The sequence below is a fragment of the Neisseria sp. 27098_8_139 genome (assembly GCF_041433195.1).
Taxonomy (GTDB): domain Bacteria; phylum Pseudomonadota; class Gammaproteobacteria; order Burkholderiales; family Neisseriaceae; genus Neisseria; species Neisseria subflava.
Window position 1 is genome coordinate 125,698 of sequence record NZ_JAPWBA010000002.1, and the last position, 25,238, is coordinate 150,935.

The 25,238-nt window shown below is 50.1% G+C and carries 23 protein-coding genes and 1 pseudogene; 10 read left to right on the forward strand and 14 right to left on the reverse strand.

The window, feature by feature from the left end; genetic code table 11:
* Window positions 1–5 precede the first annotated feature (5 nt).
* The 11 genes from O3660_RS03275 to O3660_RS03325 form a co-directional block, all read right to left on the reverse strand.
* Window positions 6–698 carry an HAD family hydrolase gene (locus O3660_RS03275; protein ID WP_049350765.1) on the reverse strand — a complete coding sequence of 231 codons (693 nt, stop codon included), beginning with the start codon at window positions 696–698 and terminating at the stop codon, window positions 6–8.
* Complete coding sequence (locus O3660_RS03280; RefSeq protein ID WP_049350764.1) at window positions 691–1,665, reverse strand: ATP-grasp domain-containing protein; 975 nt, start codon at window positions 1,663–1,665, stop codon at window positions 691–693. Before O3660_RS03280 ends, O3660_RS03275 begins: the two co-directional genes overlap by 8 nt.
* The gene (locus tag O3660_RS03285) at window positions 1,652–2,269 is read right to left on the reverse strand and encodes a sugar transferase (protein WP_049350763.1); all 618 of its coding nucleotides are present in this window, start codon (window positions 2,267–2,269) and stop codon (window positions 1,652–1,654) included. Before O3660_RS03285 ends, O3660_RS03280 begins: the two co-directional genes overlap by 14 nt.
* Window positions 2,262–3,434, reverse strand: coding sequence for a glycosyltransferase (locus tag O3660_RS03290; RefSeq protein WP_049350762.1), 1,173 nt, complete (start codon window positions 3,432–3,434; stop codon window positions 2,262–2,264). The genes O3660_RS03285 and O3660_RS03290 overlap by 8 nt, the downstream gene beginning before the upstream one ends.
* 14 nt (window positions 3,435–3,448) lie before the next feature.
* Window positions 3,449–4,519, reverse strand: a complete 1,071-nt coding sequence (locus O3660_RS03295; protein WP_049350761.1) for a glycosyltransferase family 4 protein — start codon at window positions 4,517–4,519, stop codon at window positions 3,449–3,451.
* A complete protein-coding gene (locus tag O3660_RS03300) occupies window positions 4,516–5,826 on the reverse strand; it encodes an O-antigen ligase family protein (protein ID WP_049350760.1) in 1,311 nt (436 codons plus the stop codon). The genes O3660_RS03295 and O3660_RS03300 overlap by 4 nt, the downstream gene beginning before the upstream one ends.
* Before the next feature lie 42 nt (window positions 5,827–5,868).
* Entirely contained in the window at window positions 5,869–7,296 is a 1,428-nt protein-coding gene (locus tag O3660_RS03305) for an oligosaccharide flippase family protein (RefSeq protein ID WP_049350759.1), read from the reverse strand.
* A gap of 167 nt (window positions 7,297–7,463) precedes the next feature.
* Complete coding sequence (locus O3660_RS03310; protein WP_049350758.1) at window positions 7,464–8,771, reverse strand: nucleotide sugar dehydrogenase; 1,308 nt, start codon at window positions 8,769–8,771, stop codon at window positions 7,464–7,466.
* Window positions 8,772–9,344: 573 nt separating this feature from the next.
* A complete protein-coding gene (ribD, locus tag O3660_RS03315; RefSeq protein WP_049350757.1) occupies window positions 9,345–10,448 on the reverse strand; it encodes a bifunctional diaminohydroxyphosphoribosylaminopyrimidine deaminase/5-amino-6-(5-phosphoribosylamino)uracil reductase RibD in 1,104 nt (367 codons plus the stop codon).
* 14 nt (window positions 10,449–10,462) lie between these two features.
* A complete protein-coding gene (nrdR, locus tag O3660_RS03320; RefSeq protein WP_049350756.1) occupies window positions 10,463–10,915 on the reverse strand; it encodes a transcriptional regulator NrdR in 453 nt (150 codons plus the stop codon).
* A gap of 199 nt (window positions 10,916–11,114) precedes the next feature.
* Window positions 11,115–11,957: a class II glutamine amidotransferase gene (locus O3660_RS03325; protein WP_049350755.1), complete on the reverse strand. Its 843-nt coding sequence runs from the start codon at window positions 11,955–11,957 to the stop codon at window positions 11,115–11,117.
* A 452-nt stretch (window positions 11,958–12,409) separates the two neighbouring features.
* Between O3660_RS03325 and O3660_RS03330 the strand changes: the two are divergent.
* From O3660_RS03330 to O3660_RS03360, 7 genes and pseudogenes are all read left to right on the forward strand, one after another.
* Window positions 12,410–12,541, forward strand: a pseudogene (locus tag O3660_RS03330) (hypothetical protein); the annotation flags it as partial.
* Window positions 12,540–12,983, forward strand: coding sequence for a Slam-dependent surface lipoprotein (locus tag O3660_RS03335; protein ID WP_318250428.1), 444 nt, complete (start codon window positions 12,540–12,542; stop codon window positions 12,981–12,983). The pseudogene O3660_RS03330 and the gene O3660_RS03335, both read left to right, overlap by 2 nt.
* Before the next feature lie 121 nt (window positions 12,984–13,104).
* Window positions 13,105–14,544, forward strand: a complete 1,440-nt coding sequence (locus O3660_RS03340) for a surface lipoprotein assembly modifier (RefSeq protein WP_371464556.1) — start codon at window positions 13,105–13,107, stop codon at window positions 14,542–14,544.
* A 265-nt stretch (window positions 14,545–14,809) separates the two neighbouring features.
* The gene (locus tag O3660_RS03345; protein ID WP_049350753.1) at window positions 14,810–16,024 is read left to right on the forward strand and encodes an MFS transporter; all 1,215 of its coding nucleotides are present in this window, start codon (window positions 14,810–14,812) and stop codon (window positions 16,022–16,024) included.
* A gap of 284 nt (window positions 16,025–16,308) precedes the next feature.
* On the forward strand, window positions 16,309–17,055 hold the full coding sequence (locus tag O3660_RS03350) for a hypothetical protein (protein ID WP_107810729.1): 747 nt from the start codon (window positions 16,309–16,311) through the stop codon (window positions 17,053–17,055).
* A 31-nt stretch (window positions 17,056–17,086) separates the two neighbouring features.
* Entirely contained in the window at window positions 17,087–17,611 is a 525-nt protein-coding gene (locus tag O3660_RS03355; protein WP_318250442.1) for a hypothetical protein, read from the forward strand.
* Window positions 17,612–17,722: 111 nt separating this feature from the next.
* Window positions 17,723–18,910, forward strand: a complete 1,188-nt coding sequence (locus tag O3660_RS03360; protein ID WP_318250443.1) for a hypothetical protein — start codon at window positions 17,723–17,725, stop codon at window positions 18,908–18,910.
* Between the two features lie 46 nt (window positions 18,911–18,956).
* Here the strand turns inward: O3660_RS03360 and O3660_RS03365 are convergent, their stop codons facing one another.
* The 3 genes from O3660_RS03365 to O3660_RS03375 form a co-directional block, all read right to left on the reverse strand.
* Window positions 18,957–19,394, reverse strand: coding sequence for a hypothetical protein (locus O3660_RS03365; protein WP_241479500.1), 438 nt, complete (start codon window positions 19,392–19,394; stop codon window positions 18,957–18,959).
* Complete coding sequence (locus O3660_RS03370; RefSeq protein ID WP_049352508.1) at window positions 19,395–20,231, reverse strand: PHP domain-containing protein; 837 nt, start codon at window positions 20,229–20,231, stop codon at window positions 19,395–19,397.
* Between the two features lie 65 nt (window positions 20,232–20,296).
* Complete coding sequence (locus tag O3660_RS03375) at window positions 20,297–22,693, reverse strand: penicillin-binding protein 1A (RefSeq protein WP_371464559.1); 2,397 nt, start codon at window positions 22,691–22,693, stop codon at window positions 20,297–20,299.
* Between the two features lie 153 nt (window positions 22,694–22,846).
* Between O3660_RS03375 and pilM the strand changes: the two genes are divergently transcribed.
* The 3 genes from pilM to O3660_RS03390 are packed head-to-tail and all read left to right on the forward strand — an operon-like array spanning window position 22,847 to window position 25,237.
* Window positions 22,847–23,938: a type IV pilus assembly protein PilM gene (gene pilM, locus O3660_RS03380; RefSeq protein ID WP_070749533.1), complete on the forward strand. Its 1,092-nt coding sequence runs from the start codon at window positions 22,847–22,849 to the stop codon at window positions 23,936–23,938.
* Between the two features lie 4 nt (window positions 23,939–23,942).
* On the forward strand, window positions 23,943–24,566 hold the full coding sequence (locus O3660_RS03385; protein ID WP_049328903.1) for a PilN domain-containing protein: 624 nt from the start codon (window positions 23,943–23,945) through the stop codon (window positions 24,564–24,566).
* A complete protein-coding gene (locus O3660_RS03390; protein WP_003684514.1) occupies window positions 24,566–25,237 on the forward strand; it encodes a type 4a pilus biogenesis protein PilO in 672 nt (223 codons plus the stop codon). The genes O3660_RS03385 and O3660_RS03390 overlap by 1 nt, the downstream gene beginning before the upstream one ends.
* The last annotated feature ends 1 nt before the right edge of the window (window position 25,238 follow it).

Consider the following 25,238-nt stretch of genomic DNA (forward strand, 5'->3'; position numbering starts at 1 on the left):
GTCCCTTATGCATTTGCTTTTTCGGTGGCGGAAGTTGTCAGTGTAGTCAATTCTTCCAGGGTGTTTATCCAAAGGGTGGGCTGGTATTCATGACCGTATTGCTCGGGATCGGCTTGATGAATATTGTGCGGCTTAGGCATGATGCCAATGGAGAGCCACCCCAGTTTGTTGGGTGCGACAAAATCTTTTTTGATGTTGTCGCCGATGTAGATGAAATGTTTTGCAGCCGGATATTTGTTTTGCAGGAAGACAAAACGCTTATCTTCGGGTTTTTCCGATTGCATGGCTTCCGAAATCAAAATGTCGTCAAACAAATCGGTCAACCCCAAGGCCTGTATTTTCAAACGCTGTGTCAGACTGCGGCCGTCTGTAATCAGGGCGCGTGCGGCAAAAGGGCGCATCAGCTTCCGTAAAAAAGACGGTTCGACATAGGGTCGGATAACAGGCCTGTGTAGTCGATATTGCCACAAAAGTGATTGTTTCTCTAATTCGTTTAATTTGCAATGATGGCACAAATTATCGAGCCAGTCTTTACTTTTATTGTCTGCAATTTCATTTAGTACGTCAGCATTGTATTGAGGATAAAGCGACGTAATTATCCCTACAACTGCCTGTATTCCGGAGCATTTGTAGTCGTACTCAGAGTAAAGCGTATCGTCAAGATCGAAGACGATGACGGATTCTTCCGGCTTAATCATGTTCTCTTACCAAAACTTTAGCATCGTAACGAAGCATGATTAAATTGTTTTCCCAGTCGTCGGAGAAAGGGATGTCTTGGCCGCCGATGTATTCTTGAATCAGCCAGCCCGGATAGTTGCCGCCTGCGGCGTAAGTCAGCGGGAAGCCGCCGCCGAAACGCGGGTTGATTTCCACACCGTAGGTCGTGTTGTCGGTTTTGCTGACGAAGAATTGCGCGGTAATACAGCCGCGTGCGCCTTCCAATACGGCCATTTTTTCAACCAGCTCTTCATATAGGGCATTGCGTCGGGTTGCGCCTTTGCTGACTTCGCCGGTACGCACTTCCAAACGTTCGCGAGGAATGGCGCATTTCAGACGGCCTTGACGGTCGTAATACATATCGACGGTAAATTCGGAGAAAGTATTCTCGATATCGATGTATTGGGCGAACATCATTTTCGGGTCTTCGGTAATGTCGACAGTCAAATCAGCCGGTGTGTTGATTTTTTTCGCACCGATGGCTCGGCTGCCGTCATAAGGCTTGGCAAAACATGGGAAAACCAGGCGGTCCCGTTCGTAAATTTCAGGCGAACGGATACTGTATTGTGCAAACAGGCCTGCGGTCAGGCGCTTGTCGCAGCACAGGGTAATCAGCTTTGCATCGGAAATGACAATATGTATTCCTTCAGCTTCAAAACGGTCACGTGCTTCGGCCAGTTTGAGCAGCTCGGTATCGATAGTTGGCACAATCAGACCGATGTCGTGTTGTTGGGCCAGCTCGAGAATGCTGTCAATGTATTCGGCTGCATCGATACGCGGCACGCTGAAAGCGCGGTCGGCAACATGGCAGGCAGAAGACATGTGTGGGTTGAGGTCAGTGGCAAAAACGCCGATGCCGTCTGAAAAACGTGCGGCTTCGGTTTGAAAGTCCTGCACCAATTCGACACGGCGACCTGCCGACAGAATCAGTATGTTATTTTTTTTCATCAGTTTTATTACCCGTGAAATAAGGCATGGTGGCTTCTCCTTCGGCTGAGATGCCTTCTTTGACGAAGATTTTTTTAACCGTCAGGAACAAAATTTTGATATCCAGCCAAAAGCTGAAGTTGTCGATGTACCAAACATCGTGGGCAAATTTCTCATCCCATGAAATGGCGTTGCGGCCATTGACTTGAGCCCAACCGGTCACGCCCGGTTTCATTTCGTGGCGGCGGTTTTGGAAGTCGTTGTACAACGGCAGGTAGTGCATCAGCAGCGGACGAGGGCCAACTAGACTCATCTCGCCTTTTAAGACATTCCATAATTCAGGAAGTTCGTCCAAACTGGTGGCACGTAATTTTTTGCCGAAATCGGTCAGGCGTTCTCTGTCCGGTAGCGGGTTGCCGTCTTTATCGATTGCATCGCGCATGGAGCGGAATTTAATCATTTTAAACGGCTTGCCATCTTTGCCCGGCCGCTCTTGGATGAAGAACACGGGCGAGCCTAGGTTTTTGCGGATGAGGTACACCAAAATCAAAAACACAGGCGACAGGATAATCAGCCCTGAAGCGGAGGCAACAATGTCAAACAGGCGTTTGAAAAATTTATTCATGAGCTAATCTTTCAATCAGGTTGACGATTTTTTGATAGGCAACGTCGCGTTTGAAGCGGCGGACGATTTCTTCGGACTGAACGGGATCGTTTTTGCGCTTCAAAATATCTTTGGCGGCTTGAACGAAACCGTCCACATCGCCGGAACGGTAGTTCGCATGCGGCAGCAGGGTAAGGACTTCGGCAACTTCGTCGTTGACTTGGCTGTTCAGAATCGGTTTTTGTAAAGCCATATAGTCGGACAGTTTGTTGGTAATCGACTGCATGGCGTAAGAATGGATGGCGTTGACGGAGATGTCGCAGCCTTTGGCGACCGACATCATTTCGGCGTAAGGAATGTAGCCGTAGAACTTGATGCCGTCGCAGGCGTATTGTTTGAGCCTGTCCAAATCGGGGCCGCCGCCCATGATGTGCAGCTCTACATTTTCGCCGTCGCCCAAAAGTTTCCGAACGCCTTTGCACACGGTTTCCACGTCATAGCTGTAACTGAGCGTGCCCAAGTAGAAAAAGCGGGTTTTATCGTCGCCAAAATCTTTGGCAGGCGCGGCATCGAGTTTGGGAAAGTCAGCACCGATATAGACGACTTCACCGGGTACGTTCGGATTGGCTTCTTTGGCGCGGTCGAGATAAGTCTGCGATACGGCAACCAGCGCGTCGGCGTAGCGGTAGGCGCGGTTGGCGCGGGAGGAGAAGGGCAGCAGGTTGTGCGGGATTTTTTTCAAAAACGGCACGACCGAGGAGAAAGACTCCGGCCATACGTCCTGTACGTCGATAATCAGCTTGTAGCCCAAACGCGCTTTGTGTTCGCCCAAAAGCAGGTTGGTGGCGATCAGCGGGTAGGCGGAAAAGATGACGTCTTGCTCGCCCGGACGGCAGTTGTTCAGCCATTGCTCAAAATGTTTGACGAACACATGATGGCTTTTGACGCGGTCCAGCGAGACGTTTTTACCGTAGCCGCTCTCTTCCAGCAGCATGACTTTCAGACGACCTTGCGAGGCAGATTCGGCATCTTCAGGTCGTCTGAAAGATTTGTCGTAGTGTTTGAAATTGCTGGTAATCAGCAGCACGTCATGAGACTGCGACAACAGCTCGGCAAGATACCAGAAGCGGTTGAAGTGCGGCTCGGACGGCAGCGAACAGTAGGGGGCGACGATGGTGATGTTCATATTTTCAGACGACCTCACATATCGTAAGCGGCCATTGTGGTGCGATAGATTTCATCATCGGAACACAAGGTCTCAACGTGTTTATGCAGGGCTTTGCCCATCTTTTCGCGCAACTCGGGCTGCTTGATGAGTGTATCGACGGCTTCGATAAACGCTTCGTCATCGCCAAAAGGAATGCAGTAGCCGGTTTGGCCGGTAATGACCATTTCGGAAATACCCGCCATGTTGTAGGTCACGACAGGCGTGTCGTAAAGGCCGGCTTCCAAAATATTGTTGCCGACACCTGCGCCGTGGTCGCCCACGCAATGCGGCGTGTTCACCAAAATATCGACTTCTTTGAAGTAGCCGGTCAAGTCGCGGACGCCGCCGAGGAAGGTGACTTTGTCTTCAATGCCCAAACGTTTGGCTTGGGCTTTGAGGTTGTCCATTTCTTCGCCGATACCTGCAACGTTGAGGCGTACAGGCATACCGCGGTCAACCATTTTCTTCAAAATATCCAACATCAGATGCACGGCGCGGACGGTGTCCAAGCGGGAAAGCGTGCCCAGTTGGACATAGTCTTTGACTATTTTTTCAGGAACGTAATCCGCTTTGTGCAGGGCGTTGTAAGTGTAGGTGATGCGGTTGGCAGGGAAACCATAACGGATGAGTTTTTCGCGTTCGTGTTTGCAGTTGCCGATGATGTACACGCCCAGCTTGTCGAAAAGCTTGGCAATTTTTGGATAAGTTTCCGGATCAAGGCCGCGCGCGTGGTAGAACACTTTGGTTTTCGGCGAAGCGAGCTTGGCCGCAATGGCGCAGGCTGGAACGATACGCGCCATTTGGCAGTGAATCACATCAGGTTTTTCTTTTTTCAGCAGCTTCATATAGGCAAACATGCCTTTGACGTAACCCAAAAGACCGCCTTGGTAAAAATCAATCGGCTGCCAACGGATGCCCAATGCTTGCGCTTCCTGAATCAGAGGGCCGTCTGAAGAGGCCAATACGATATCGTGTCCGCGTTGTTTGAGCAGGCGGCCGAGGCGGAAAGTGGCGTTTTCAGTGCCACCGAGACCGGACATGGAGGTAGTCAGGATGATTTTCATGATGGTTTCTTCGTATCGTATAGTGTTTCGTTGTATGCGTAAGCAGCCATATCTTTCAGCTTGGGCGCAACAAATACGCTGTAAATAAAAATCAGCAGGCAGGGCAGCCAGATAAACGGCATACGCAAAATGGTGGATGGAATAAAACCGGCCAGCAGGAAAATGCCCAAGGCAACCCAAGCCAGTACGCGTGATTTATTGGTTAGTGCACGGCTTGAGGCAGTGTAGAGGAAATAAAACGCTACAAATGCAATAAAGCCGAGCAGGGAAATTATGCCGAAACCCAAATACAGTTCGATGATAAAACTGTGCGGATTTTCAAAACCCACGCTGTTACTCAAGTGGCCGCCGAAATATTCGCGGAAGTTTTTAGGACCGTAACCAGTCAGCAGCAGGGGCGGATTGTTCCAGAAGTAGTTGTAAATCTCCTGACGGTAGGACACGGAGTTGTCGCTGCCCAAGTCGTACAGGAAGAGGTACACGCGGCTGGAAAAACGTTCCAAAAACTGGTTGCCGTTGAGCGACAGCAAAAATTCCGCAATCGCGCGTGACGGAATCATCGACAACACTAACGCCAGCAAACCAGCTACGCCGACTGTAATAAAACCGTTTTTGCGATAGGCCGTATAAACCAGCAAAATCAACAGGTAACAGCCGATGGCGGTACGCGATACACTGGCGAAAATGGCCATGCCCAACAGCAGGAACAAACCCCAGCCCAGTAGTTTTTCTTTGTGTTTTCGTCCTTGGAGTTGGAAGAAAAACAAAATGGCAGGTGCAAGGCAGACTGCGGTGGCGGCAAGGTTGTTCGGGTTAAAGAACAAGCCTTTGAGTGAACCTTCATCAATAGCCAACTCATCGCTGGCGCTCACAAACTGAATGCCGGTGGCCAACTCTGCAAAAGGCGGCACGGCGATAAACAGCGTAAATACGATAAGGAACTTTTGAATCGTTCCCAAAGGGTCGTCGGCGCGCTTCAATACTTGGTAAAACAAGTAGAAGAAAGCCGGAATCGCCATAAAAAACAAAATATCCATGTACTGCGTCGGCGTCAGTGACGTAATACCTATGTGGATGGCAGGCCAGATGCACATGGCGGTCAGGGCGCAGAGCATGGCAAAAATCTTGCGCGGAATATGCTTGCTTTCCAGAAAAAATACGACAAAACCAAGCAGTACAAATATCAGGGTCAACGGGTTGTCGATACGCGGCACGCCGACCTTAAAGGACAGCACAGGCCCCAGCATATAGGCTGCGAGCATGATGTATAGGATGTAAGTGTATAAGTTCAGACGTTTTATTTTCATGGTCGTTCTGTTGTTGTCGTAGAGACGTGAATCTCAGGTTGGCTATTTTGCCGAACGGTTTAATTTGGCTTTGATTTTTTCGGTTGCGGCAAATAGTGCGTGTTTGTATTTTAGGAACAGGAAACCCAGTCCGACTGCCCATACCAGCGCAAACCAAATGTAGTTGTCGCGCGTACCCAGCCAAGTGTAGGCAAGGCAGATTATCAGGCAGAGCGTTGAGTTGGTATAAATCTTCAGGCGCGGCAAAGGCTGCCACAGGCGTGAAGAGAATTCGGTTTTAAAGATGAAAAACAGCCAAAAAGCCGTTGCGCTGGCCATAGCCGCACCTTTTGCACCAAATTTCGGCACCAGCAGATAGAGCAGGGCGGTATTGGCGATAAAGGCAACGATGTTGATGGCGGTAATCAGCCAAGTCGAGCGGACGACGTTCAAACCGATGCCGCTGACTTCGGTCAGCGTGTAAAACAGGGGGAAGAGCATACACGAGAGCAGGATAAATTGAACCTGCGTGTATTTTTCCGGCAGTATCCAAGTCGCCATCGGCGAGAAAATCCCGATAAGGCAAATCATTGCGCTGATGAGGACGGTCATGGAAAGCGTGATGTCGCCGATTTTGTCCAGATTGGTTTTTTCTTCTACCCATTTGAACACCAAAGGCGCCCAAATGGTGGAAAACACGCTTTGGAAAATCAGGGCGACGGCGCCAAAGCTGACCGCCATCGAATAAATACCCAACTCGTCCAAGCCCGAGATGTTTTTGAGGACGAAGCGGTCAATCGAAGTCAGGCCCCAATAGGCCAGGTTGCCGAATGCCAGCGGCAGGCCGTAGCGCAGGCCGTCCCGATGCAGCTCGGACGACCATTTCGCATGGGAAACAGCTTGCAGGTCTCGGCGCAGTTGATAGATTAACAGCACAACGGTCAGCACTTGGGCTGCGGTGTAGGCAAAAACCAGCGAAGTGGTATTGGCGGGCAGGCCGGAAGCAATCACGGCAAAAACCAACACCAGAATCAAGAATTTCGGCGCAAGCTGGCTGACGGAAAAAGCCAATGCCTGCTCTTTCATCCGCAAAATCAGGGCTAAAAAACGGGTAATCAGCGTGGTGACCAAGAAAATCAGAAAGAGAATCCCCAAATTTGCACTGGTGATGTCAAAAATGATTTCAGACGGCCATGATGCGTTTATCAGTAACACTAAAACCACAACCGCCACCGTCAGAATCAATGGCGATAAAAAAACGGATTTGAACAGCGCGGCCTTGTCTTTAACGGCGTAATAGTCGCGAATATAGGATTGGTCCAGTCCCAAGCCCAAGAGCAGAATGCTCAGTCCGGCAATGGTCTGCAAGAGTACGATACGGCCGATGTCTTCCGCAGGGAAGTACCATGAGATGAGTGGCAGGGAAAGCAGGCCGAAAGCGGCGCTTCCTACCGGGCCCAATGCGAAGCCGAGGATTTTTTTCGCGTTCATATTATTTGTTTTCAGACGGCCAGAAGTTCGAGCTGAGCGTTTTTCGTAAGGTATGTGTTGTTACCGTTGCCGGTTTGCCAAGGCCGTCTGAAAAACAAATGGCCTTGGGAAACCGGCCGCCGTGCCGGTTGAGGAAACCGGGGCAGCCGGATGCGTCTGAAGCAAGATTATGCTTTGATGACTTTAGGATTTTTTACTGGGAATTTGCCGCGTGTATCGACAATCAGCTTGGCATGTTCAGTAATCATGTCATAGTCGAATTTGTCGTGATCGGTGGTCAGAACCACGCAATCGTATTGGGCGACAGTTTCAGGGGTCAGCGCTTCGCTCTTCAGGTCGAAGTAGTGGTGGCCGGGGATGTGCGGGAACTCTGGAACGTGCGGGTCAGAGTAGGAAACCACTGCGCCCAGTTTGTGCAGGCGGTCCATCACTTCCACAGACGGGCTTTCACGCATATCGTCCACGTTTTTCTTGTAGGCGATACCCAATACCAAGATTTTGCTGTCTTTGATAGAACGGTTGTGGTCATTCAAAGCCAGGCCGACTTTTTCGATAACGTAGTCGGGCATATGGGAGTTCACTTCACCAGCCAGCTCGATGAAACGGGTGTTTACGCCGTATTCGCGTGCTTTCCAAGTCAGGTAGAACGGGTCGATAGGGATACAGTGGCCGCCCAAGCCAGGGCCCGGGTAATAAGCAACGAAGCCGAACGGTTTGGTTGCAGCGGCATTGATGACTTCGTGAATGTCGATGCCCATTTTGTCGGCAACAATTTTCATCTCGTTCACCAAGCCGATGTTTACGGCGCGGTGGATGTTTTCCAAAAGTTTGGTCAGCTCGGCAGCTTTGGTGGAGCTTACTGGAACAACTTTATCGATGGCAGGTTGGTACAGCGCAAGGCCGACTTCCAAACAATCAGGGGTGTGGCCGCCGATGACTTTTGGAATGGTACGGGTTTCAAAGTTAGGGTTACCAGGGTCTTCACGCTCAGGAGAGTAAACCAAGAATACGTCTTGACCAACTTTCAAGCCGCCTTCTTCCATGCGCGGCAGCAATTCTTCTTCGGTAGTGCCGGGGTAGGTGGTGGATTCCAAAGACAGCACTTGACCGGCGCGTAGGTAGGGTTTTACCGCATCTGTAGTGTCGATCACAAAGCTCATGTCCGGCTCGCGGTATTTGTTCAGCGGAGTCGGTACGCACAAAATAACGGCTTCTACTTCGCCGATGCGGGAGAAGTCGGTCGTTGCTTCAAACAGGCTGTTGGAAGCAGCGGCAATTTTGTCGGAAGGGATATGCTCAATGTAGCTTTCGCCTTTGTTGAGCTTGTCGACTTTGTTGGTGTCAATGTCGAAACCCAAAACTTGGTAACCGATATCCACATAGCGCAACATCAGTGGTAAACCGACGTAGCCTAAGCCAACGATGCCGATTTTTGCGGTCTTATCGGCAAATTTTTGTATCGTAATGTTTTTCATGATGTCTTTCGTTTAATGAATGAGTAAATCGAGATGTTTGCCCGATGCCTGAGTTGTTTGCTGCAACCGCATAGCCATAGCCGGCTGCCGTATTGTGTGAAGCCTTAAAACCATACTTATAATTACATTAGACAAAATCATAAGCACTTATCTGATTCGTCTCAATCAAAAAAGTTTAATGGTCGTTCAGACGGCCTCTATGGTATGGAAACGGTATTTTTGAATACTTAATTTTTAGAAATTACATTCAACCACATGTTTTGATTTTAGATATTGTTTTGTCAAATGCATGGTTCATGAAATGAAACTACCGTTTATGCCGTTTAAAACCCTTCTAGAATAAAAACTTTTAATAAATTTTCGTGGCTTAACTTATCTTAATAATCCATTATTTCGTGATGAAAAAAAGGAAAACTTGTCGACAATCAGCTTGAGGATAGTTAACTTAAGTCAAAGTTTTAAATTGGAATACACTAAAGTCATTATAATATATTGACGAAAAAATTACATTTATTGCTATGTAAATAATATATATATTCTATTGAAAGTAATTTTATTATTAAGTTTAGGCAATTAGATGGATTTTTTCCGGAGAACCCATTTAATGTCCTGTCCGATGATTTCTACTGATTGACTTTGCCAAGGGCTGTCTGAAAGTAGGACGGCCGGATTTTCAGAAAGGGAGAAAAGAGGTTTGCCTGCGCCTAACAGTTTCGGCGCTTGGTAGAGGACGATTTCATCTACCAAGTCATCCTTCAGGAAGGCTGAAGCAAGTGTGGAGCCGGCTTCTACCAGAACTTCGCCAAAGCCAAACTCTGCCAGTTGCGGCATGAGTGAAAGAAGATTGATACGGCCGTTGATGTGTTCAGACGGCCTGATGATGCGGATATGTTCAAATGTGCGTAGAGCCTGCAAACGTTGTTCGTCTGAGGAAAGGGTAACGATAACGGTCGGGCTTTCGGTATCGGTAACGAGGTGGCAGTCTAAAGGAGTTTGCAGTCGGCTGTCCAAGACGATACGCGCAGGTTGGCGTAGAGTGGGGAAGCTGCGAACGTTGAGTTTCGGGTTGTCGGCAAGTACGGTACCGATACCGGTCAAAACGGCGCAACTTTCGGCACGGAGAATTTGTACGTCTTCGCGTGCTGCTTCGCCGGTAATCCAAAAGCTGCGGCCGTCTGAAAGGGCGGTTTTGCCGTCTAAACTGGCGGCGCATTTGAGGCGGACAAACGGTCTGCCGCGTTCGATACGCGACAGGAAACCGCGGTTGAGTTCGCGCGCCTGAGCTTCCAACAAACCGCTTTTGGTACGTATTCCGGCGGCTTCCAGCATAGATAAGCCTTTGCCTGCGACCAACGGGTTAGGGTCAGTCATGGCGGCGACCACGCGCGTTACGCCGGAATGAACCAGCGCTTCGGCACATGGCGGTGTGCGACCATAATGGCTACAAGGTTCCAGCGTGACATAGGCGGTTGCGCCTTTTGCCGCCACTCCGGCCTGCCTCAACGCATGAACTTCAGCGTGCGGTTCGCCTGCTTTGACGTGGAAACCTTGTCCGACGATTTGGGCACCGTGTGCAATTACGCAGCCGACGCGGGGATTGGGGGAAGTAGAAAACCGCCCAAGCTTAGCCAGCTCGAGGGCGGTTTGCATCATTTGGGTATCAAGTGCGGAAAACATGGTTTCAGACGGCCTTATTTGGCTTTGCATTCGGCGATGACTTGGGTGAATTCGGAAACGTCTTTAAAGCTTTTATAGACAGACGCGAAGCGGACATAAGCGACTTGGTCGATTTTTGCCAGCTCTTCCATCGCCATTTCGCCGACGATGTGCGAAGCGACTTCTTTTTTGCCCAAACGGTAGAGGCGTTGCTCGATAAGGGCAACGGTTTCATCGATTTGTTCTTGCGTAACAGGGCGTTTGTGCAGCGCGCGCTCAAGGCTGGTCTGCAGTTTGTGCGGATTGAAGGGAACCCGTGTGCTGTCGGATTTGATGATTTGCGGCATCCGCATTTCAACGGTTTCAAAGGTGCTGAAGCGTTGACCGCATTCCAAGCATTTGCGACGGCGACGGATGCTGTTGGTGTCTTCCAGCCATCGCGAGTCGGTTACTTGTGTGTTGGGGTGTTGGCAAAACGGGCACTTCATCGGGTTTCCTTGTCATACGCTCGGCAAGGTCGCTAAGCAATTGAATTTATTGTTTGTGACCTATTATTGTAGCGGATTGCGCTATTTTCGTATAGTAAAGGCTTTTTCGCTGGATTAAGTATAAAAAGGCCGTCTGAAAGGGCAACTTGAGTGAAGTTGAGCTTTTCAGACGGCCTTGAGTTTTTCAGTCAATCAACCGTTAAACCGATACGCCGACGGCGCGGGCAATTTCCAAACCTTCTTCCGCACTCATATAAACCGGATTTTCGGGGCGGTCGCTGCGGACGATATCGCCGTCTTGAAACATCACCAATTCATTGACTGCCAACTGCGACCAAGTTTCATCGCGCGTCAGGGGCAGGGTGGCGATGACGGAGACCTTGTCGTTTGGCGTGGTCACTGTGGAAAAATCAACCATCACGTCATCGTCCAGCAAACGCGCTTTGCCAAACGGGGCTTTGCGCACGATGTAGTGCAGTAAGGTACTGGCGTGGGCAAACAGGCAGTCGCCGTTGGACATGACGAAGTTGAACAAACCGAAGCGGCGGATTTCATGGGTTAGGCCGGCAATGGCGTCAAACAAAACTTCAGGTTTGGGCTTGGTGGCAAAGCGGCTGCGCAGGCGGTTGAGGATAAAGCAGAACGCGCGTTCGGAATCGGTTGAACCGACGGCATGGTAGTACTCGCCCTGCTCGGGGAAAAAATCAATCAAATGGCCGTTGTGTGCAAACAGCCAATATTCGCCCCACATCTCGCGCATGAAGGGATGAGTGTTCGCCAACGAGGTCTGGCCTTGTGAGGCCTTGCGGATATGGGCGATAACGTTTTCAGATTTGATTTGGTAGGCGCGTACCAAGTCGGCAACGGGCGAGTTGGCGCTGGGCTTGTCGTCGTGAAACAAGCGTACGCCTTTGCCTTCAAAAAAGCCAATACCGAAGCCGTCGGCGTGGTGGTCAGTAATGCCGCCACGGCGGCGGAAGCCTTCAAAAGAGAACATGATGTCTGTGGGAGTGTTGCAATTCATGCCGAGCAGTTGGCACATGGCGTTAACCTTTGTTCTGGGTATTTATAGGGTTATTATGGTGTATCGGGCAGGCAGTTTCAATATATTCTTTGCCGTTTGGGGGCAGGTGATATAGGTCGTATCGAATTAAAAATAAATATTTTCGCCTTATTGGAGATTTTTAGGATATTTGCTAATTCTGTGCTAACACTTCCCCTATAAAATGTTTTGTAGAACAAAAAGACCTCCTCACATAACGATATGTTCTACTCACAACGAAAACATAATTTTCCCCACCATCGTTTTACCTCAAGGAGTGTTCAATGAAACTGAATCTGCAAAAAACCACCGCTGCTGTTTTGGCTGTTGTGTTCAGCGCAGGCGCATTTGCCGCTAATAATGCCTATAACCCATTCGAGTATGGCTACAAAAATCACAAATACGGCAAAAAATGGGGTAAGCCTGCATCTGAAGCCGAAGGCGAAAAAGTGATGAAAAATGCAGCCTACCGTTCAGGAGTGTATTACACCAACGTAAACCGCATTCCGGCAAAAGCAGACCGCAACGGCGTGAAAACCGTACAGGTTAACGACGCATACACCCGTCAAAACCTCGGCCGCTATGCGTTCAACACCATCAAGAGCGGCGGCTCTGAAGTGTACTACGGCGAGTGGGTCGGCAAAGAATACGCTAAAGGCACCAAATCGCGGCGTTTTCTATTCTGGCGACAAACGCGCTACCTCTATGCCGGTATCAGGCGTAGCCAACTACGCAGTTAAAGGTATCAACAACTACACCGGCAACAACTCGATGGTGGGTACTTTGCGCGCAGACTTCGGTCAACGCGTCTTGGCGGGTTCTATGAGAAACAACGCGGTAAACATGGATGTCCATGCCCGCATCAAACCGTCCAGCGCATCGTTTGAAGGCTACGCCCGCGCCAACGGCCACTTCGGTAAAACCGAAGGTCACTTCTTCGGTCACAACGCAAGCGCGCTGGCCGGTGTTGCCAAATTTAAAACCGACCGCAACTTGGATACGGCATACGGCGGTGTAAAACGCTAAAATCCCTAGTTAAGTAAAATGAGTTAAGTAAAATAAAGCCTGCTTCACGCAGGCTTTTTTAAACACCAGCCCGCCAACCTTCTCAAGGTCGTCTGAAACCGCCGACCGGAAAGCCGACACCATGTACAAACCGTCTGCCTGCCTTATCCTCTTTCTCGCCGCCCCCGTCCTTGCCGCGCCACGCTCCGACTTTTCAGACGACCGTACCGCGCAACGCCTGTGGCAGGACACCCGCCAAACCATGCAGGAACAGGAACAAAAAGTGCGCGGATACCGTCTCGACATTCCCGCCGAACACATCGGGCAGACAGCCGAAACCGACCCCGAAGCCGACCAAGGCGAAGCCCTGTTTAACGCCGTCAACCGCAGCGACTGGCAAACCGTGCGCCCGCTGCTCGAGCGTTATACCCAGCAAACCGAATACGACCCCGACATCGCCCTCTTTGCCCGCGCCTCGCTCGCCCGCGGCGAAGGCAGGTGGAAAGATGCCAAACAAGACTACGAAACCCTGCTGCAACGCCATCCCGACTTCACGCGCGGACGGCTCGATTACGCCCGCCTGCTCTTTGAAGGTCGTCTGAACCGCGAAGCCACTTCCGAATTTATGCGCCTTCAAAACGAAGACCTGCCCGAAGCCGTCAAAGAAAACATCGGCCATTTCCGCGACTCTCTAAACCAACGCCAAAGCTGGCAGGGCAGCCTTTCCGTCGGCGCCGTCCACAACAGCAACATCAACGAAGCCAGCGGCAAAGTGTGGTGTAAAACCCAAATCGCCGGCGAATGCTGGGAAGAATTTTCAGGCGACCAGCCCGTTTCCGCCAACGGCATCAAATACGAAGCCGCCGCCGTCCGCCGCTGGCAGATTAAAGGACATCACGGCATCGCCGCCCGCGCGCTCGGCTACGGCCGCTTCTACCGCGACCATAAAGACTTCAACGAACACACGCTCAACCTCAGCGCCGGTTATCAGTTTGAAAACCACCGCCACACCTTCGCCCTCGCCCCGCTTGTCGAATGGAACGGCAGCGGCGGCAAAACCCTCAACCGCGCCTACGGCGTGCGCAGCGAGTGGAACCTCGACAAAGGCAACTGGACGTGGAACACCGAAGCCGAGTGGAAACACCTTTCCTATTCCGACAAAACCCGCCTGCTCGACGGCAGCCTCTTCTCCGTTTACAACACCCTGTCCTACTTCCCGCGCAACGACATCATGCTCTATGGCGGCATAGACTGGCAGCAGCGCAAAGCCAAAGAACCGGTGGACAGCTACCGCCTCATCTCCGCACGGCTGGGCGCGGCAAAAATGTTTGAAGCCGGCTTCGACGCCTCCGCCTCCGCCACCTTCGGCATCCGCAGCCACCGCGAAGAAAACGCCGTACTCGAACAACGCCGCCGCGACAAAGAGCAAACCTACCGCCTCAGCATAGGCGTGGACCGCTGGAAATTCGTCGGTCTCAAACCCGTCCTCAGCTACAAACACCGCTGCGTCCACGGCAACACCGACTGGCTGTACAGCTACAAACAAAACGAAGTCGGTCTGTCGCTGGTCAAATCGTTCTAACGCAGGACGCAGAAACACAAAGGTCATCTGAAAATCGGATTTCGGGTTTTCAGACGACCTTTGCCGTTTTTTATGTGCCGTATTTCTGCCCGTATCCCATTCCCTGCCTTTCAGATAGAAAGGAAACGGACAACGTGGCGCGGATAGAGGTTTTGGCTATAATCAAAGCATTAGGTGTTATTTAGCCTGCGTCAGCCCGTTTGCTAAAATCCTTTATCCTGCCGCTTGTTTTGGCGGCATTTTTTCATAGAAACAAACCATAACCATGACACACACACAGCAAAAATCCCCTAACCTTTGGCTGGTTATCACTGCTGCCGCCTCCATCCTGCTGATTACCATCGGTATGCGCATGACTATGGGGCTGTTTGTCCGTCCGGTCGTCGACTCTACCGAGCTGAGTATCCAAGAGTTCAGCCTGATTATCGCCGTTTTCCAGTTGATGTGGGGCTTGTCCCAGCCGCTTTCCGGCGCGCTTGCCGACCGCTTTGGCGCGTTTAAGGTGTTGGGCGGCGGTGCGCTGCTGTTGGCATCTGCCTGTCTGATGGTGCCGCAGATGCCGACTTATTGGGGGCTGATGCTGGCAATTGGGCTGCTTTTTGCATTCGGAACGGGCGCGGGCGGTTTCTCCATCATCATGGGGCAGGTCGCGGCGAAAGTACCACCGCACAAACGCGGTTTGGCTTCAGGTCTGGTCAACGCGGGCGGTTCGGCGGGGCAGTTTTTGTTTGCGCCGCTGGTGCAGGGTTTGCTGGTGTTGCCCGCCGTCGGCTGGACGGGAACGTTTTACGTTTGGAGCGGCATCGCACTTCTGATCCTGCCGATTTCGTGGTGGCTGGCGGGCGGCAAAAACGCTGTCGCCACGCACCACACGTCGTCTGAAAACGGGCAAACGCTGGGGCAGGCGGTCAAAACCGCGTTTAAAGACCGAAGCTACATCCTGCTGCACTTGGGCTTTTTTACCTGCGGTTTCCACATCGCGTTTTTGGTAACCCACCTGCCCAACGAAATCGCGCTCTGCGGTCTGCCCGCTTCGGTCGCTTCGACTTCGATCGCGATTATCGGCTTGGCGAACATCGCGGGCTGCATTTTTTCGGGCTGGTGTACGGGGCGGTTTTTGGGCAAATACGTTTTATCCGGACTCTACGCCTCGCGCGTGGCGATGGTGCTGATCTACCTTGCCGCCCCGAGAACCGACGTCAATTTCTACATTTTCGCCGCTGCGCTCGGCTTCACTTGGCTCGCCACCGTCGCTCCGACCGCTGCAATTACGGGCAAACTGTTCGGCACGCGCTATCTGGCGACGCTGTTCGGGCTGACCATGTTGAGCCACCAAATCGGCGGCTTTTTAGGCTCGTATATCGGCGGCATCGTGATTTATCAATTCAACGATTACGGCTGGATGTGGTATGCCGATGCGGTGCTGGCGGGGGCGGCGGCTTTGCTGAACCTGCCGATACGCGAAAAGAAAACGGCGTAACCCGCTTAAACCAAGCAAAGAACAAAGGTCGTCTGAAAACGGAAAAACGGTTTTCAGACGACCTTTTTCTATCATTAGTGGGAAACGGTCGATGTGTTTGGCAATCATGGCTTGGGCGGTTTGCTGAAAGAAGGTACTCATGAAAAATCCCCTAAATGTCTTGGTGGGAATTTAGGGGATTTTGGGGAATTTTGCAAAGGTCTCAATTAGCGTGCAAATGTGCTTGCAGTGAAAAAATATTGGAAATAATATCAATGCAAGTAATAATTTTTATCAAGAAGGAGATGAGTGTGAAATTTTTAGCTGCTTTGCTGTGGCCGGCCATGTTGCTGCCCATTTTGTCTCATGCCGATAGCGGCATTCAGACGGTCTCTGTTTCTCAAGCATATGCGGATGACGCAACGGGCTGCGGGCAGCTTTATCCTGTAGAGAGCTTCGAGAATTTGTTCAGACAGATGGCCGGCACGCTGCATAGTGCCTGTTTGCTTGATATGCCGCCTGAAGATTTAGCGAAAAAGTGGCAGATTCCCGTGTACCGGCGCTATCTGCGGCTTTCCGGCCGTTTGCGGCCTGACGGAGAAAAACAGGCGGTACTCAGATGGAAAGACAAGGCAGAGCGGCAGAAATGGCTCAAACACAGGCGGCGTAAGCTAAAACGGCCGACCGACGGCTTTACGGTAGTGCATCAGACCGACTACGACGGCAGCACTTTTTTAGAAATCGAAGCAACGCCTGATTATATAAAACGATACCGTTCATTGTTTCCTGACGACCGTTATCCTGATGATTTGCCGAAACCCTATGTTTCATCTCATATCCTAAGCCCGGTCAGCGTATGCTTTAACAATGGAACAGAACAAGTTTTTCCTAGGTATACGGTAGTAAAACAAGTAGCAGTAGATGAAAACAACCATTTGATCGGGAGTGATAGACATTTGGTTATAAGGGAGGAGAAAGGTGCAGGAATATTATTTCAGCATCCAACAGACAAATGCATTAATGATATTTCCAGCATCTTTCTTATCAGATAGTCGATAGTATTTAATTTTAAAGGTATATGGTATGGCTACAACAGCACAAATCCGGCAGCATTTTTTAAAATTAGGGATGCCTGTTTCGGAAGTTAATCAGATTATTCGGGATTCAATTTTACTGGGGCAAACCCATAACTTTATCAATCAATGGGGGTTAGGGAGTATTCAAGCAAACACTAAATATTCCGGCATATTTTTCCAAAGCAAACTAATTGGCAGTAAAGAAAATAGAAGTATTGTATTCGGTACGGCAGACAAAAGATATCTGACTGCTTCTGATTGGGCTCATGAGTTAGGACATGGTTTGTCGAAAACAATTTCCAAGCTTGATCTTGATATTGATGGAAATCGCAATATAACAGCGAATGAATATGCACGAAGATTTGTTTATGAAGAAGGAAAAGCCGAATACAACCGTTTTCAGTTTGATTTGCGGAACAACCCAAAAGAAACCAAATACGGATCGGATACGGCAGCAATCAAGGCGATGAACCAACAACAGGCTGTTGATTATTTTGCCCACAAAATGAAAACCCAAAACCCCAGCGGATAGCCCAGCCATACTTATTGGACATGGGCGAAATCTGTATTCCTTAAGGAAACCAATCCAAACCTGCTAAACGGTAAAACTCCAGCCGAAAAGCAAAAAATTCTGCAATCAGGAATGGATGAAGCAGCGCCTGACCATCCCAACAGACTGTTTGGCGTAGGTGACGAGCGGGTTCGCTTTCAGAAAACCGATCCAAATATGCCGCTTAGTCTGATGCCGATGATGACACGTGGAAATCCTATGTTGATGGTGGTATTTGTACCTGCAAACAGCCGTTTGGCAGACGGTACGGTAACGACGGCTGCAAGAACAGCGTTATATTATTCTTCAGGCGGAAAGCAGGGGGCGATTGAATTCGGTATCGGTAGCGCGGGCAAGAGTGTCAGCTTCAACGATAATTTAGTAAATTACTCAAAAAGTGCGTATGCGGCACTGATTACTTCAGCCAGCAGGCTTCATTCCAATGCAGTTAACCGCTTGGCTGCTTTGGTCGAACAGCAAAAATCCGAACAGGCATCAGGAAAAGGCAAAGAAATTCATAATGAAAACGAAGCTTTGAAAGCTTTGCAGGATTTACTGAACAAAGCCAATATTTCACTTGATTTACAGGGCGGAGTGGATAATCTTCAGCAGAATTTTGACCAAATTGCCAAAAATTACCATACTCCTCTTGCTATCGAGCTGTATGGAGAAGAGTTGCTCACGACTTCGGTGGAGGATGGAGTGAGTTTTGATATGGATGGCGACGGGATGGCCGAACAGACGGCTTGGCTCAAAAAAGGCAGCGGTTTTTTGGTTTGGGATAAAAATGGAGACGGCATGGTAAACGACGGAACGGAGATGTTTGGTGAGGCAACAGTTATGTCTGACGGCAAGCGCGCAGAAAACGGCGTAGAAGCTTTGAAAGATTTGGACAGCGACAATAATAATATCATTAATCAATATGATGAATTGTGGGGCGAGCTAAGAATCTGGCATGACGAAAACAGTAACGGGAAAACGGAGGAAGGAGAGCTTTCTCTATTGTCCGACTGGGATATCCAGTCGATCTCTTTGGATTTTGCAGAAATCAATCTGAAAGATGAAGCCGATAATAAAATATTATTTGAATCAGAAGTGGTTTTGGAAAATGGGGAAAGGCGCAAGGTTGCCGATATTGATTTCCAAAACGACAAAGGAATTTACAATGAGTTGGCAGGTGAAATTTCAGCAGAGACAGCCGCTGATGTCGTGTATCCGACGGAAATTTCAACATCGGTTATACTGCCCGGAGAAAATACTGCATATATCCCGGCTGTATAAACACGTTATCAGATATGGCTTCCAAAGATATGCTGATTTTTTATTTTCAGGTAGCCTGAAAACGCTTGGCCGCCTCTTCCAGCATTTTCCATTCTCCGCCGCTGCCGTGGTAGGTTTCGGCATCAATCTCGAACACGGCTTTGCAGTGTGTGCATTGGAAATAGTGGGTCAGGAAATCGTACCAGCCGTGCAGGCGGCGGTTGCCCTGTGGGTCGGTGTCGATGATGTAACCGCTGCGGGCGAAGGTTTGAACATAGTCGGGACTGATACGCCGGACTTTGGCATAGGCGAGGGTGATGTCGGCCAGCGTGCCGTCTGCCAGGCGGTCGGCGGCGCGCAGTAGCATTTGCGACAGTTTTTGCGGGGTTTTGATGCGGACGGTGGGACGAAGGTCGGCGCAGTAATCGCACATGGTTCGGGTCTTTCGGTGGGAGATGGGGTGCAGGCTGCTTTTTTGGCAGGATAATCCTTTTGCGTGAGGCATTCAGACGGCCTTAAAGTGTTTCCATACAGGGCGGCATTGTTCGGGTAAGTCGGGACAGGCGCCGAGTATGCCGCCGCTGAAGTCGTTGGGGCGGTGAAAGTCGCTGCCTGAGCTGGCGAGAAAGTCGAAACGGTCGGCAAGCAGGGCATAGTTGAGGCGGTCGTTTTTACAGCAGTTGCCACTGTGCACTTCAATCCCTGCGCCGCCGAGATTTTTAAATTCTTGAAACAGGTTTCGTTTGGCGGTGGCGGATAATTCATAGCGCATCGGGTGGGCGATAATGGCCATGCCGCCCGCGCCTGTAATCGCGGCTACGCAGTCTTCCAGTGTGGCCCATTCATGTCTGACGGAACAGGATTTGCCGTCTCCCAGATATTTGGTAAATGCCTGCTGTTTGTTTTTGACATGGCCTTCGCGGATGAGGAATTCGGCAATGTGGGTGCGGCTGGCCATTTCTTTGTTGGCGGCCAATGCCAGTGCGCCTTCATACGCGCCTGTTATGCCTTTTTTCTCCAGTTTGGCCACAATGGATTCCAGTCGTTTCAGACGGCCTTTGCGGACTTCGGCAAGCAGGTTCTGCAGTGCTTCGTTGTGTTCGTCAAAGTCCAAGCCGACAACGTGGATGGTGCGGCCGCGCCAAGTGACGGATATCTCCACGCCGTTGACGAAGGGGAGGCCGAGGGTATCGGCTTCGGTGCGTGCCTCGGCAAGTCCGCCGGTATGGTCGTGGTCGGTCAGGGCGAGCAGGGTGCAACCGTTTTGACGGGCGAGTCGGACAACTTCGGTTGGGGACAACATGCCGTCTGAAACGGTCGAATGGCAGTGTAAATCAATCATGGTTTTGCTTTGAATTTTCTCAAACAAGGCCGTCTGAACGTTTCAGACGGCCTTGTTTGAGAACATTAGAACAGAGAGTCTAGTTGTTGTCTGTTATTGTTGCCGGTATTGCTTGGCAGAACTGGGGTTTCGTCTGATTCTTCACGGGCTGGCGCAGTGTTGCTCTCGGCACTGCGGCGGTTTTCATTCGGAACGGCACGACGGGCAGGTTGAGCAGGACGCGGAGCAACGCCGCTGTTGTCCAAGGCCAGGTCGGAGCTGGTGGTCATGCGTTCGCGCATATACACTTCGCCGCCGTTTGTAACCACGCCTTCAGGTGCTTTCATCGGTTTGACGCTGGTGCCTTTCAGGGCGAAGCGCATGTATTCTACCCAAACCGGTACGGCGATTGTGCCACCGTAGCCTGCACTGCCCATGCTGCGCGGTTTGTCAAAGCCGATATAGACGGCAGTCACAACGCTAGGGGTGAAGCCGACAAACCATGCGTCTTTGTTGTCGTTGGTGGTACCGGTTTTACCGGCGATGTCGGAGCGGCCCAGTGCGGCTGCACCGCGCGCGGTACCGACACGGACAACGTCCTGCATGATTTTGTACATGATGTAGGCGTTGCGCGGGTCAATGGCTTGAGGTGCGTTTTCACCGGCCACTAACGGCTGCATTTGCGCTCTCAGACGGCCTTGGCTGTCGTAGATTTTGTCGATGACGTGGGCAGATACTTTGTAACCGCCGTTGGCAAAGACGCTGTAACCTTCTGCAATACGCAACGGAGTGGTTTCGCCTGTACCCAAAGCCATAGACAGGCTGGCAGGGATTTCAGATGGCTTGAAGCCGAAGCGTTGGATATATTGTTGCGCGTAGCCGATGCCGATCGACATCAGGATGCGGATGGATACCATGTTTTTCGACGCGGTCAAAGCCTGACGCAGCGTGATGTAACCGGCATAGCGGCCGTCAGAGTTTTTCGGGTTCCACGCTTTACCGTTTGCACCTTTGCCCGGCAGGGAGATCGGCGCATCGTTAATCATGGTGGAGGCAGTCATGCCTTTTGCCAAAGCAGCGGAATAAACGAACGGTTTGAACGTCGAGCCGGGTTGGCGCATGGCTTGAGTTGCGCGGTTGAAGGTTTTGCTGTGGTAGTCGTAGCCGCCGACCAATGCACGGACTGCACCGGTTTTCGCATCTAAAGACACCAATGCGCCTTGCAACAAAGGCTCTTGAACGACGGTAAAAGTATCGCCGCTACCTTTAACGCGAATGACGGAGCCGCGACGGATACGGTCATCCCCCATTTTTTCGCTGTTGACGGCACGGGCGGCAAAGCCTAAAGCGTGGCTGTTCAGCGTGACTTTACGGCCGCTTGGCAACTGAATCTGTACACCTTTGCGTGAGGCTTCCAATACAACCGCAGGAATCATTTTATCGACGGTGTAAAGTGTAGAAAGATATTGGCTGACAGTTTCTTCTACGTTATCGCTTTTGCTCAGGTCGATGTAGTTTTCTGCACCGCGGTAGCTGCTGCCGCGGTCGAAATTGCGCAGAACTTTACGCAGGGCTTCGGTGGCGACGCGCTGGTGTGCGGTATCGACGGTGGTATATACCTTGAAGCCTTGTGTGTAGGCATCTTCGCCGTATTTTTCAAACAGCTCTTGACGCACCATCTCGGCAACATACAGGGCATTTTGGTCGATGTTTTGTACAAAACGCTCGTAATGCAACTCTTCTTTCAAAGCCTGATCGCGTTGCTGCAGGGTGATCATGCCTTCTTCCAGCATATTGTTCAGAATATAAGCCTGGCGCAGTTTGGCACGCTCAGGGTTTACAATCGGATTGTAGGCGGAAGGTGCTTTAGGCAAGCCGGCCAACATGGCGGCTTCAGCCAATGTTAATTCATTAACATTTTTATTGAAATAAATTTGGGCGGCAGAGGCAAAACCATAAGCGCGTTGACCCAAATAGATTTGGTTGAAGTACAGCTCCAAAATCTTGTCTTTACTTAAAGACTGCTCGATTTTGTAGGCCAACAGGGCTTCGTTGAACTTACGGGTGAACGAACGCTCGCTGCTCAGGTAGAAGTTTTTGGCAACTTGTTGCGTAATCGTACTGGCACCGGATTGAACACCGCCGGCTATGACGTTGCCGATTGCGGCGCGCGCCACGCCCCAAACATCCACACCCCAGTGGTCGTAGAAGCGTTTGTCTTCGGCGGCAATCACTGCGTCTTTCAAAATTTTGGGGAAGTCGCCGATTTTGGTAAATTCACGCCGTTGTTCGCCGTAAACGCCAATGACTTGGCCGTCTGAAGAATAAATCGTCAGCGGCATTTTTGGTTTGTAGTGTTGTAAAGAGTCCAAAGACGGCAGTTTTGGATAGGTTACCAGAATTGCAATTGCAATCAGACCTACACCGAAAAGAGCCAGTCCTAATAAGAGACCCATACAGGTCGTTATAATTTTTTTAATCATGACTAAGTAATAATTTTGCCATTAATGGCGATAAATAAAGTAAAATGGGAAACGATTTCTATCAGCCACAGTCAATACTGTGTAAAGAATAAGAAGTCCTTTACGGATAACGAAACAGTTACTCACTCCTAAATGATACAGGGAAGTCAAATCATGCGCTTATTTAAAAGCACGAAAGATACCAAAACAGGCAAGGCTTCTAGCGGATTGAACAACCGCTCTGCCATCGGCGTCGACATCAGCCAACATGCCATTAAGATGGTACAACTGACAGGCCGTAGTTTAAACCAAATTCAGCTGGAAAAATACGTTATTACCAAATTGCCTAAAAATATTGTCAAAGGCAACAAAATTCAAGACTACGATCAGCTTGCCACTTACATCCAACATACTTACACACAATTACGCAGTTCTTGCAAAAATATTGTTGCGGCTGTGCCACAAAATTTGGCGACAGTCGAGCAAATTATTTACAACCCGCGTGATACCGATTTGGACTTGGAAGAGTTTGTCGAGGCGGAAGTCGGCCAATTTGCGCCTATTGAAGAAATGAACTACGACTTTCAAGCCGAAGAAGTCGGTTCGGGCCAGCATGTTTTAGCTGTTGCCGCTAAAAAAGACGATGTCGAACCGCGCATTGAAATGTTTGAAAATGCGGGCTTGCCTTTGTCCGCTTTGGATTTGGACTTACTGGCGCAACGCAATGCCTTCGTTTATTGGATGAATACGCATGCTCCCGAAATGGCAGAGGAAAAAGTTGCTGTGTTCGGCATTCATGCGACGCAAATGTATGCCCTGATTCTGCAAAACGGCCGCATTCTCTATAAACAAGAAACTCCGGTCAGCACAGAGCAGCTCAATCAGCTGATTCAGCGTACTTATCGGGTAACGGAAGAAAAAGCCGCTCAAATGATGGCTTCCCAAAACAAACCTTCCGACTACCAGTCTCAGATTGCCGACCGTTTTAATGTGCAGGTTGCGCAAGAAGTTCAGCGGGTTTTGCAATTTTACTATACCACGCAGGCCACTGATTCTTTCGCCAATATCAAACACATCCTACTGACCGGCTTTACCGCTCAGCAGGCAGGTTTGGCGGAAAGCATTTTCTCGCAAACCAATACGGCAACAGAATACCTGCATCCGATTTCATATGTGGAACGCAGTGCAAAAGTAGAATTGCCGCAGTTTCAAATTGATGCGCCGTCACTGACGTTGGCGTTTGGATTGGCATTAAGGGGACTTTGAGAACATGATCGAATTAACCAGAATCAACCTTCTTCCGTATCGGGAAGAGATTAAACAGCGCAAGCAGCAGCAATTCAAAGTATTGATGCTTGGCGCTTTTGCAGTGGGTTTGGGCTTGGCAGCCGCTACCTATCTCGGTATTGATAGCGCCATCAGCAATCAAGAAGGCCGCAACAACTTCCTGCAAACCGAAATCGACAGACTTGATAGAGAATTGGGCGAAATCGATAAACTTCAGCAAGAAAAAGAAGCCTTCTTGGCCAAGAAGCTGAAAGTGGAAGAGTTGCAGGAAAAACGCTATCAAGCAGCTTATATCCTTGATTCTTTGAATGCGCTTACGCCCGATAATACTTATTTGACTGCGTTGGAAGCAGAAAGCCCGACCAGCTATAAAATTAGCGGCCATGCCGTCAGCGACAATAAAATCGCCGTTATGATGCGCTCCCTGCCAAGTACAGGTATTTTCTTGCAGCCTGAATTGTTGAGCATCAAAAAAGTAGATAACTACCAAGAATTTACTTTGAAATCTTCAATCAACCAAGTGAATACGCCGGCTCCTGCACCGACTGCACAAAGCAGCAGTGAAATAGCCGAACCTGTGGCAGAACCTGCTCCGGAGGCTCAATAATGGCATCTAAAAACCTGAAACAATTGGACGTACAAAACCTGTACCTGCTCAATATGCCTTCAAAACTTTTGCTGGGAGGTTTGTTGATTGTCGGTATGTTGGCGTTGGGCTATGTCGGCGTATTTAAAGATCAGATTGAAACCTTGAATACGCAGGAAGCCAAAGAAGCAGAACTGAAGGAAACCTTTACGCGTAAAAGCATTCAGGCGGCAAGCTTGAATAATTTGAAGGCTGAATTGGCTTCTATCCGTTCTGCATTTGACGTTTTGTTGAAACAACTGCCGACCGATGCGGAAATTCCGAACCTGATTCAAGAGCTGCATCAGGCAGGTTCAACCAACGGACTGCGTTTGGACAGCGTTGCACCGCTCCAACCTGAAAACGATGGTCCGATTCAAAAACTGCCGTATCAGATTTCCATCACGGGCAAATACTCTCAAATCAGCCAATTTACCCGTGATGTAGGCGATTTGTCGCGCATTATTACGTTAGATTCTTTGAAACTCGTGAACGCAGGCGAGGACAAAGAAGGCAAAGGCAATAAAGGCGAGTTGACATTGAGTGCGATTGCGACGACTTACAAAGCCCGTCCGGCCGAAGAGATTGCTGCCGAATTGGCTGCGCAACAGGCACAAGAAGAAGGCAAACCTGCCGAGAATGAGCAAAAATAAA

Coding starts and splice junctions, on each gene's coding strand:
- O3660_RS03275 (WP_049350765.1), bottom strand. CDS start 698: ATGATTAAGCCGGAAGAATCCGTCATCGTCTTCGATCTTGACGATACG.
- O3660_RS03280 (WP_049350764.1), bottom strand. CDS start 1,665: ATGAAAAAAAATAACATACTGATTCTGTCGGCAGGTCGCCGTGTCGAA.
- O3660_RS03285 (WP_049350763.1), bottom strand. CDS start 2,269: ATGAATAAATTTTTCAAACGCCTGTTTGACATTGTTGCCTCCGCTTCA.
- O3660_RS03290 (WP_049350762.1), bottom strand. CDS start 3,434: ATGAACATCACCATCGTCGCCCCCTACTGTTCGCTGCCGTCCGAGCCG.
- O3660_RS03295 (WP_049350761.1), bottom strand. CDS start 4,519: ATGAAAATCATCCTGACTACCTCCATGTCCGGTCTCGGTGGCACTGAA.
- O3660_RS03300 (WP_049350760.1), bottom strand. CDS start 5,826: ATGAAAATAAAACGTCTGAACTTATACACTTACATCCTATACATCATG.
- O3660_RS03305 (WP_049350759.1), bottom strand. CDS start 7,296: ATGAACGCGAAAAAAATCCTCGGCTTCGCATTGGGCCCGGTAGGAAGC.
- O3660_RS03310 (WP_049350758.1), bottom strand. CDS start 8,771: ATGAAAAACATTACGATACAAAAATTTGCCGATAAGACCGCAAAAATC.
- ribD (WP_049350757.1), bottom strand. CDS start 10,448: ATGTTTTCCGCACTTGATACCCAAATGATGCAAACCGCCCTCGAGCTG.
- nrdR (WP_049350756.1), bottom strand. CDS start 10,915: ATGAAGTGCCCGTTTTGCCAACACCCCAACACACAAGTAACCGACTCG.
- O3660_RS03325 (WP_049350755.1), bottom strand. CDS start 11,957: ATGTGCCAACTGCTCGGCATGAATTGCAACACTCCCACAGACATCATG.
- O3660_RS03335 (WP_318250428.1), top strand. CDS start 12,540: ATGCGTTCAACACCATCAAGAGCGGCGGCTCTGAAGTGTACTACGGCG.
- O3660_RS03340 (WP_371464556.1), top strand. CDS start 13,105: ATGTACAAACCGTCTGCCTGCCTTATCCTCTTTCTCGCCGCCCCCGTC.
- O3660_RS03345 (WP_049350753.1), top strand. CDS start 14,810: ATGACACACACACAGCAAAAATCCCCTAACCTTTGGCTGGTTATCACT.
- O3660_RS03350 (WP_107810729.1), top strand. CDS start 16,309: ATGAGTGTGAAATTTTTAGCTGCTTTGCTGTGGCCGGCCATGTTGCTG.
- O3660_RS03355 (WP_318250442.1), top strand. CDS start 17,087: ATGGCTACAACAGCACAAATCCGGCAGCATTTTTTAAAATTAGGGATG.
- O3660_RS03360 (WP_318250443.1), top strand. CDS start 17,723: ATGGATGAAGCAGCGCCTGACCATCCCAACAGACTGTTTGGCGTAGGT.
- O3660_RS03365 (WP_241479500.1), bottom strand. CDS start 19,394: ATGCCTCACGCAAAAGGATTATCCTGCCAAAAAAGCAGCCTGCACCCC.
- O3660_RS03370 (WP_049352508.1), bottom strand. CDS start 20,231: ATGATTGATTTACACTGCCATTCGACCGTTTCAGACGGCATGTTGTCC.
- O3660_RS03375 (WP_371464559.1), bottom strand. CDS start 22,693: ATGATTAAAAAAATTATAACGACCTGTATGGGTCTCTTATTAGGACTG.
- pilM (WP_070749533.1), top strand. CDS start 22,847: ATGCGCTTATTTAAAAGCACGAAAGATACCAAAACAGGCAAGGCTTCT.
- O3660_RS03385 (WP_049328903.1), top strand. CDS start 23,943: ATGATCGAATTAACCAGAATCAACCTTCTTCCGTATCGGGAAGAGATT.
- O3660_RS03390 (WP_003684514.1), top strand. CDS start 24,566: ATGGCATCTAAAAACCTGAAACAATTGGACGTACAAAACCTGTACCTG.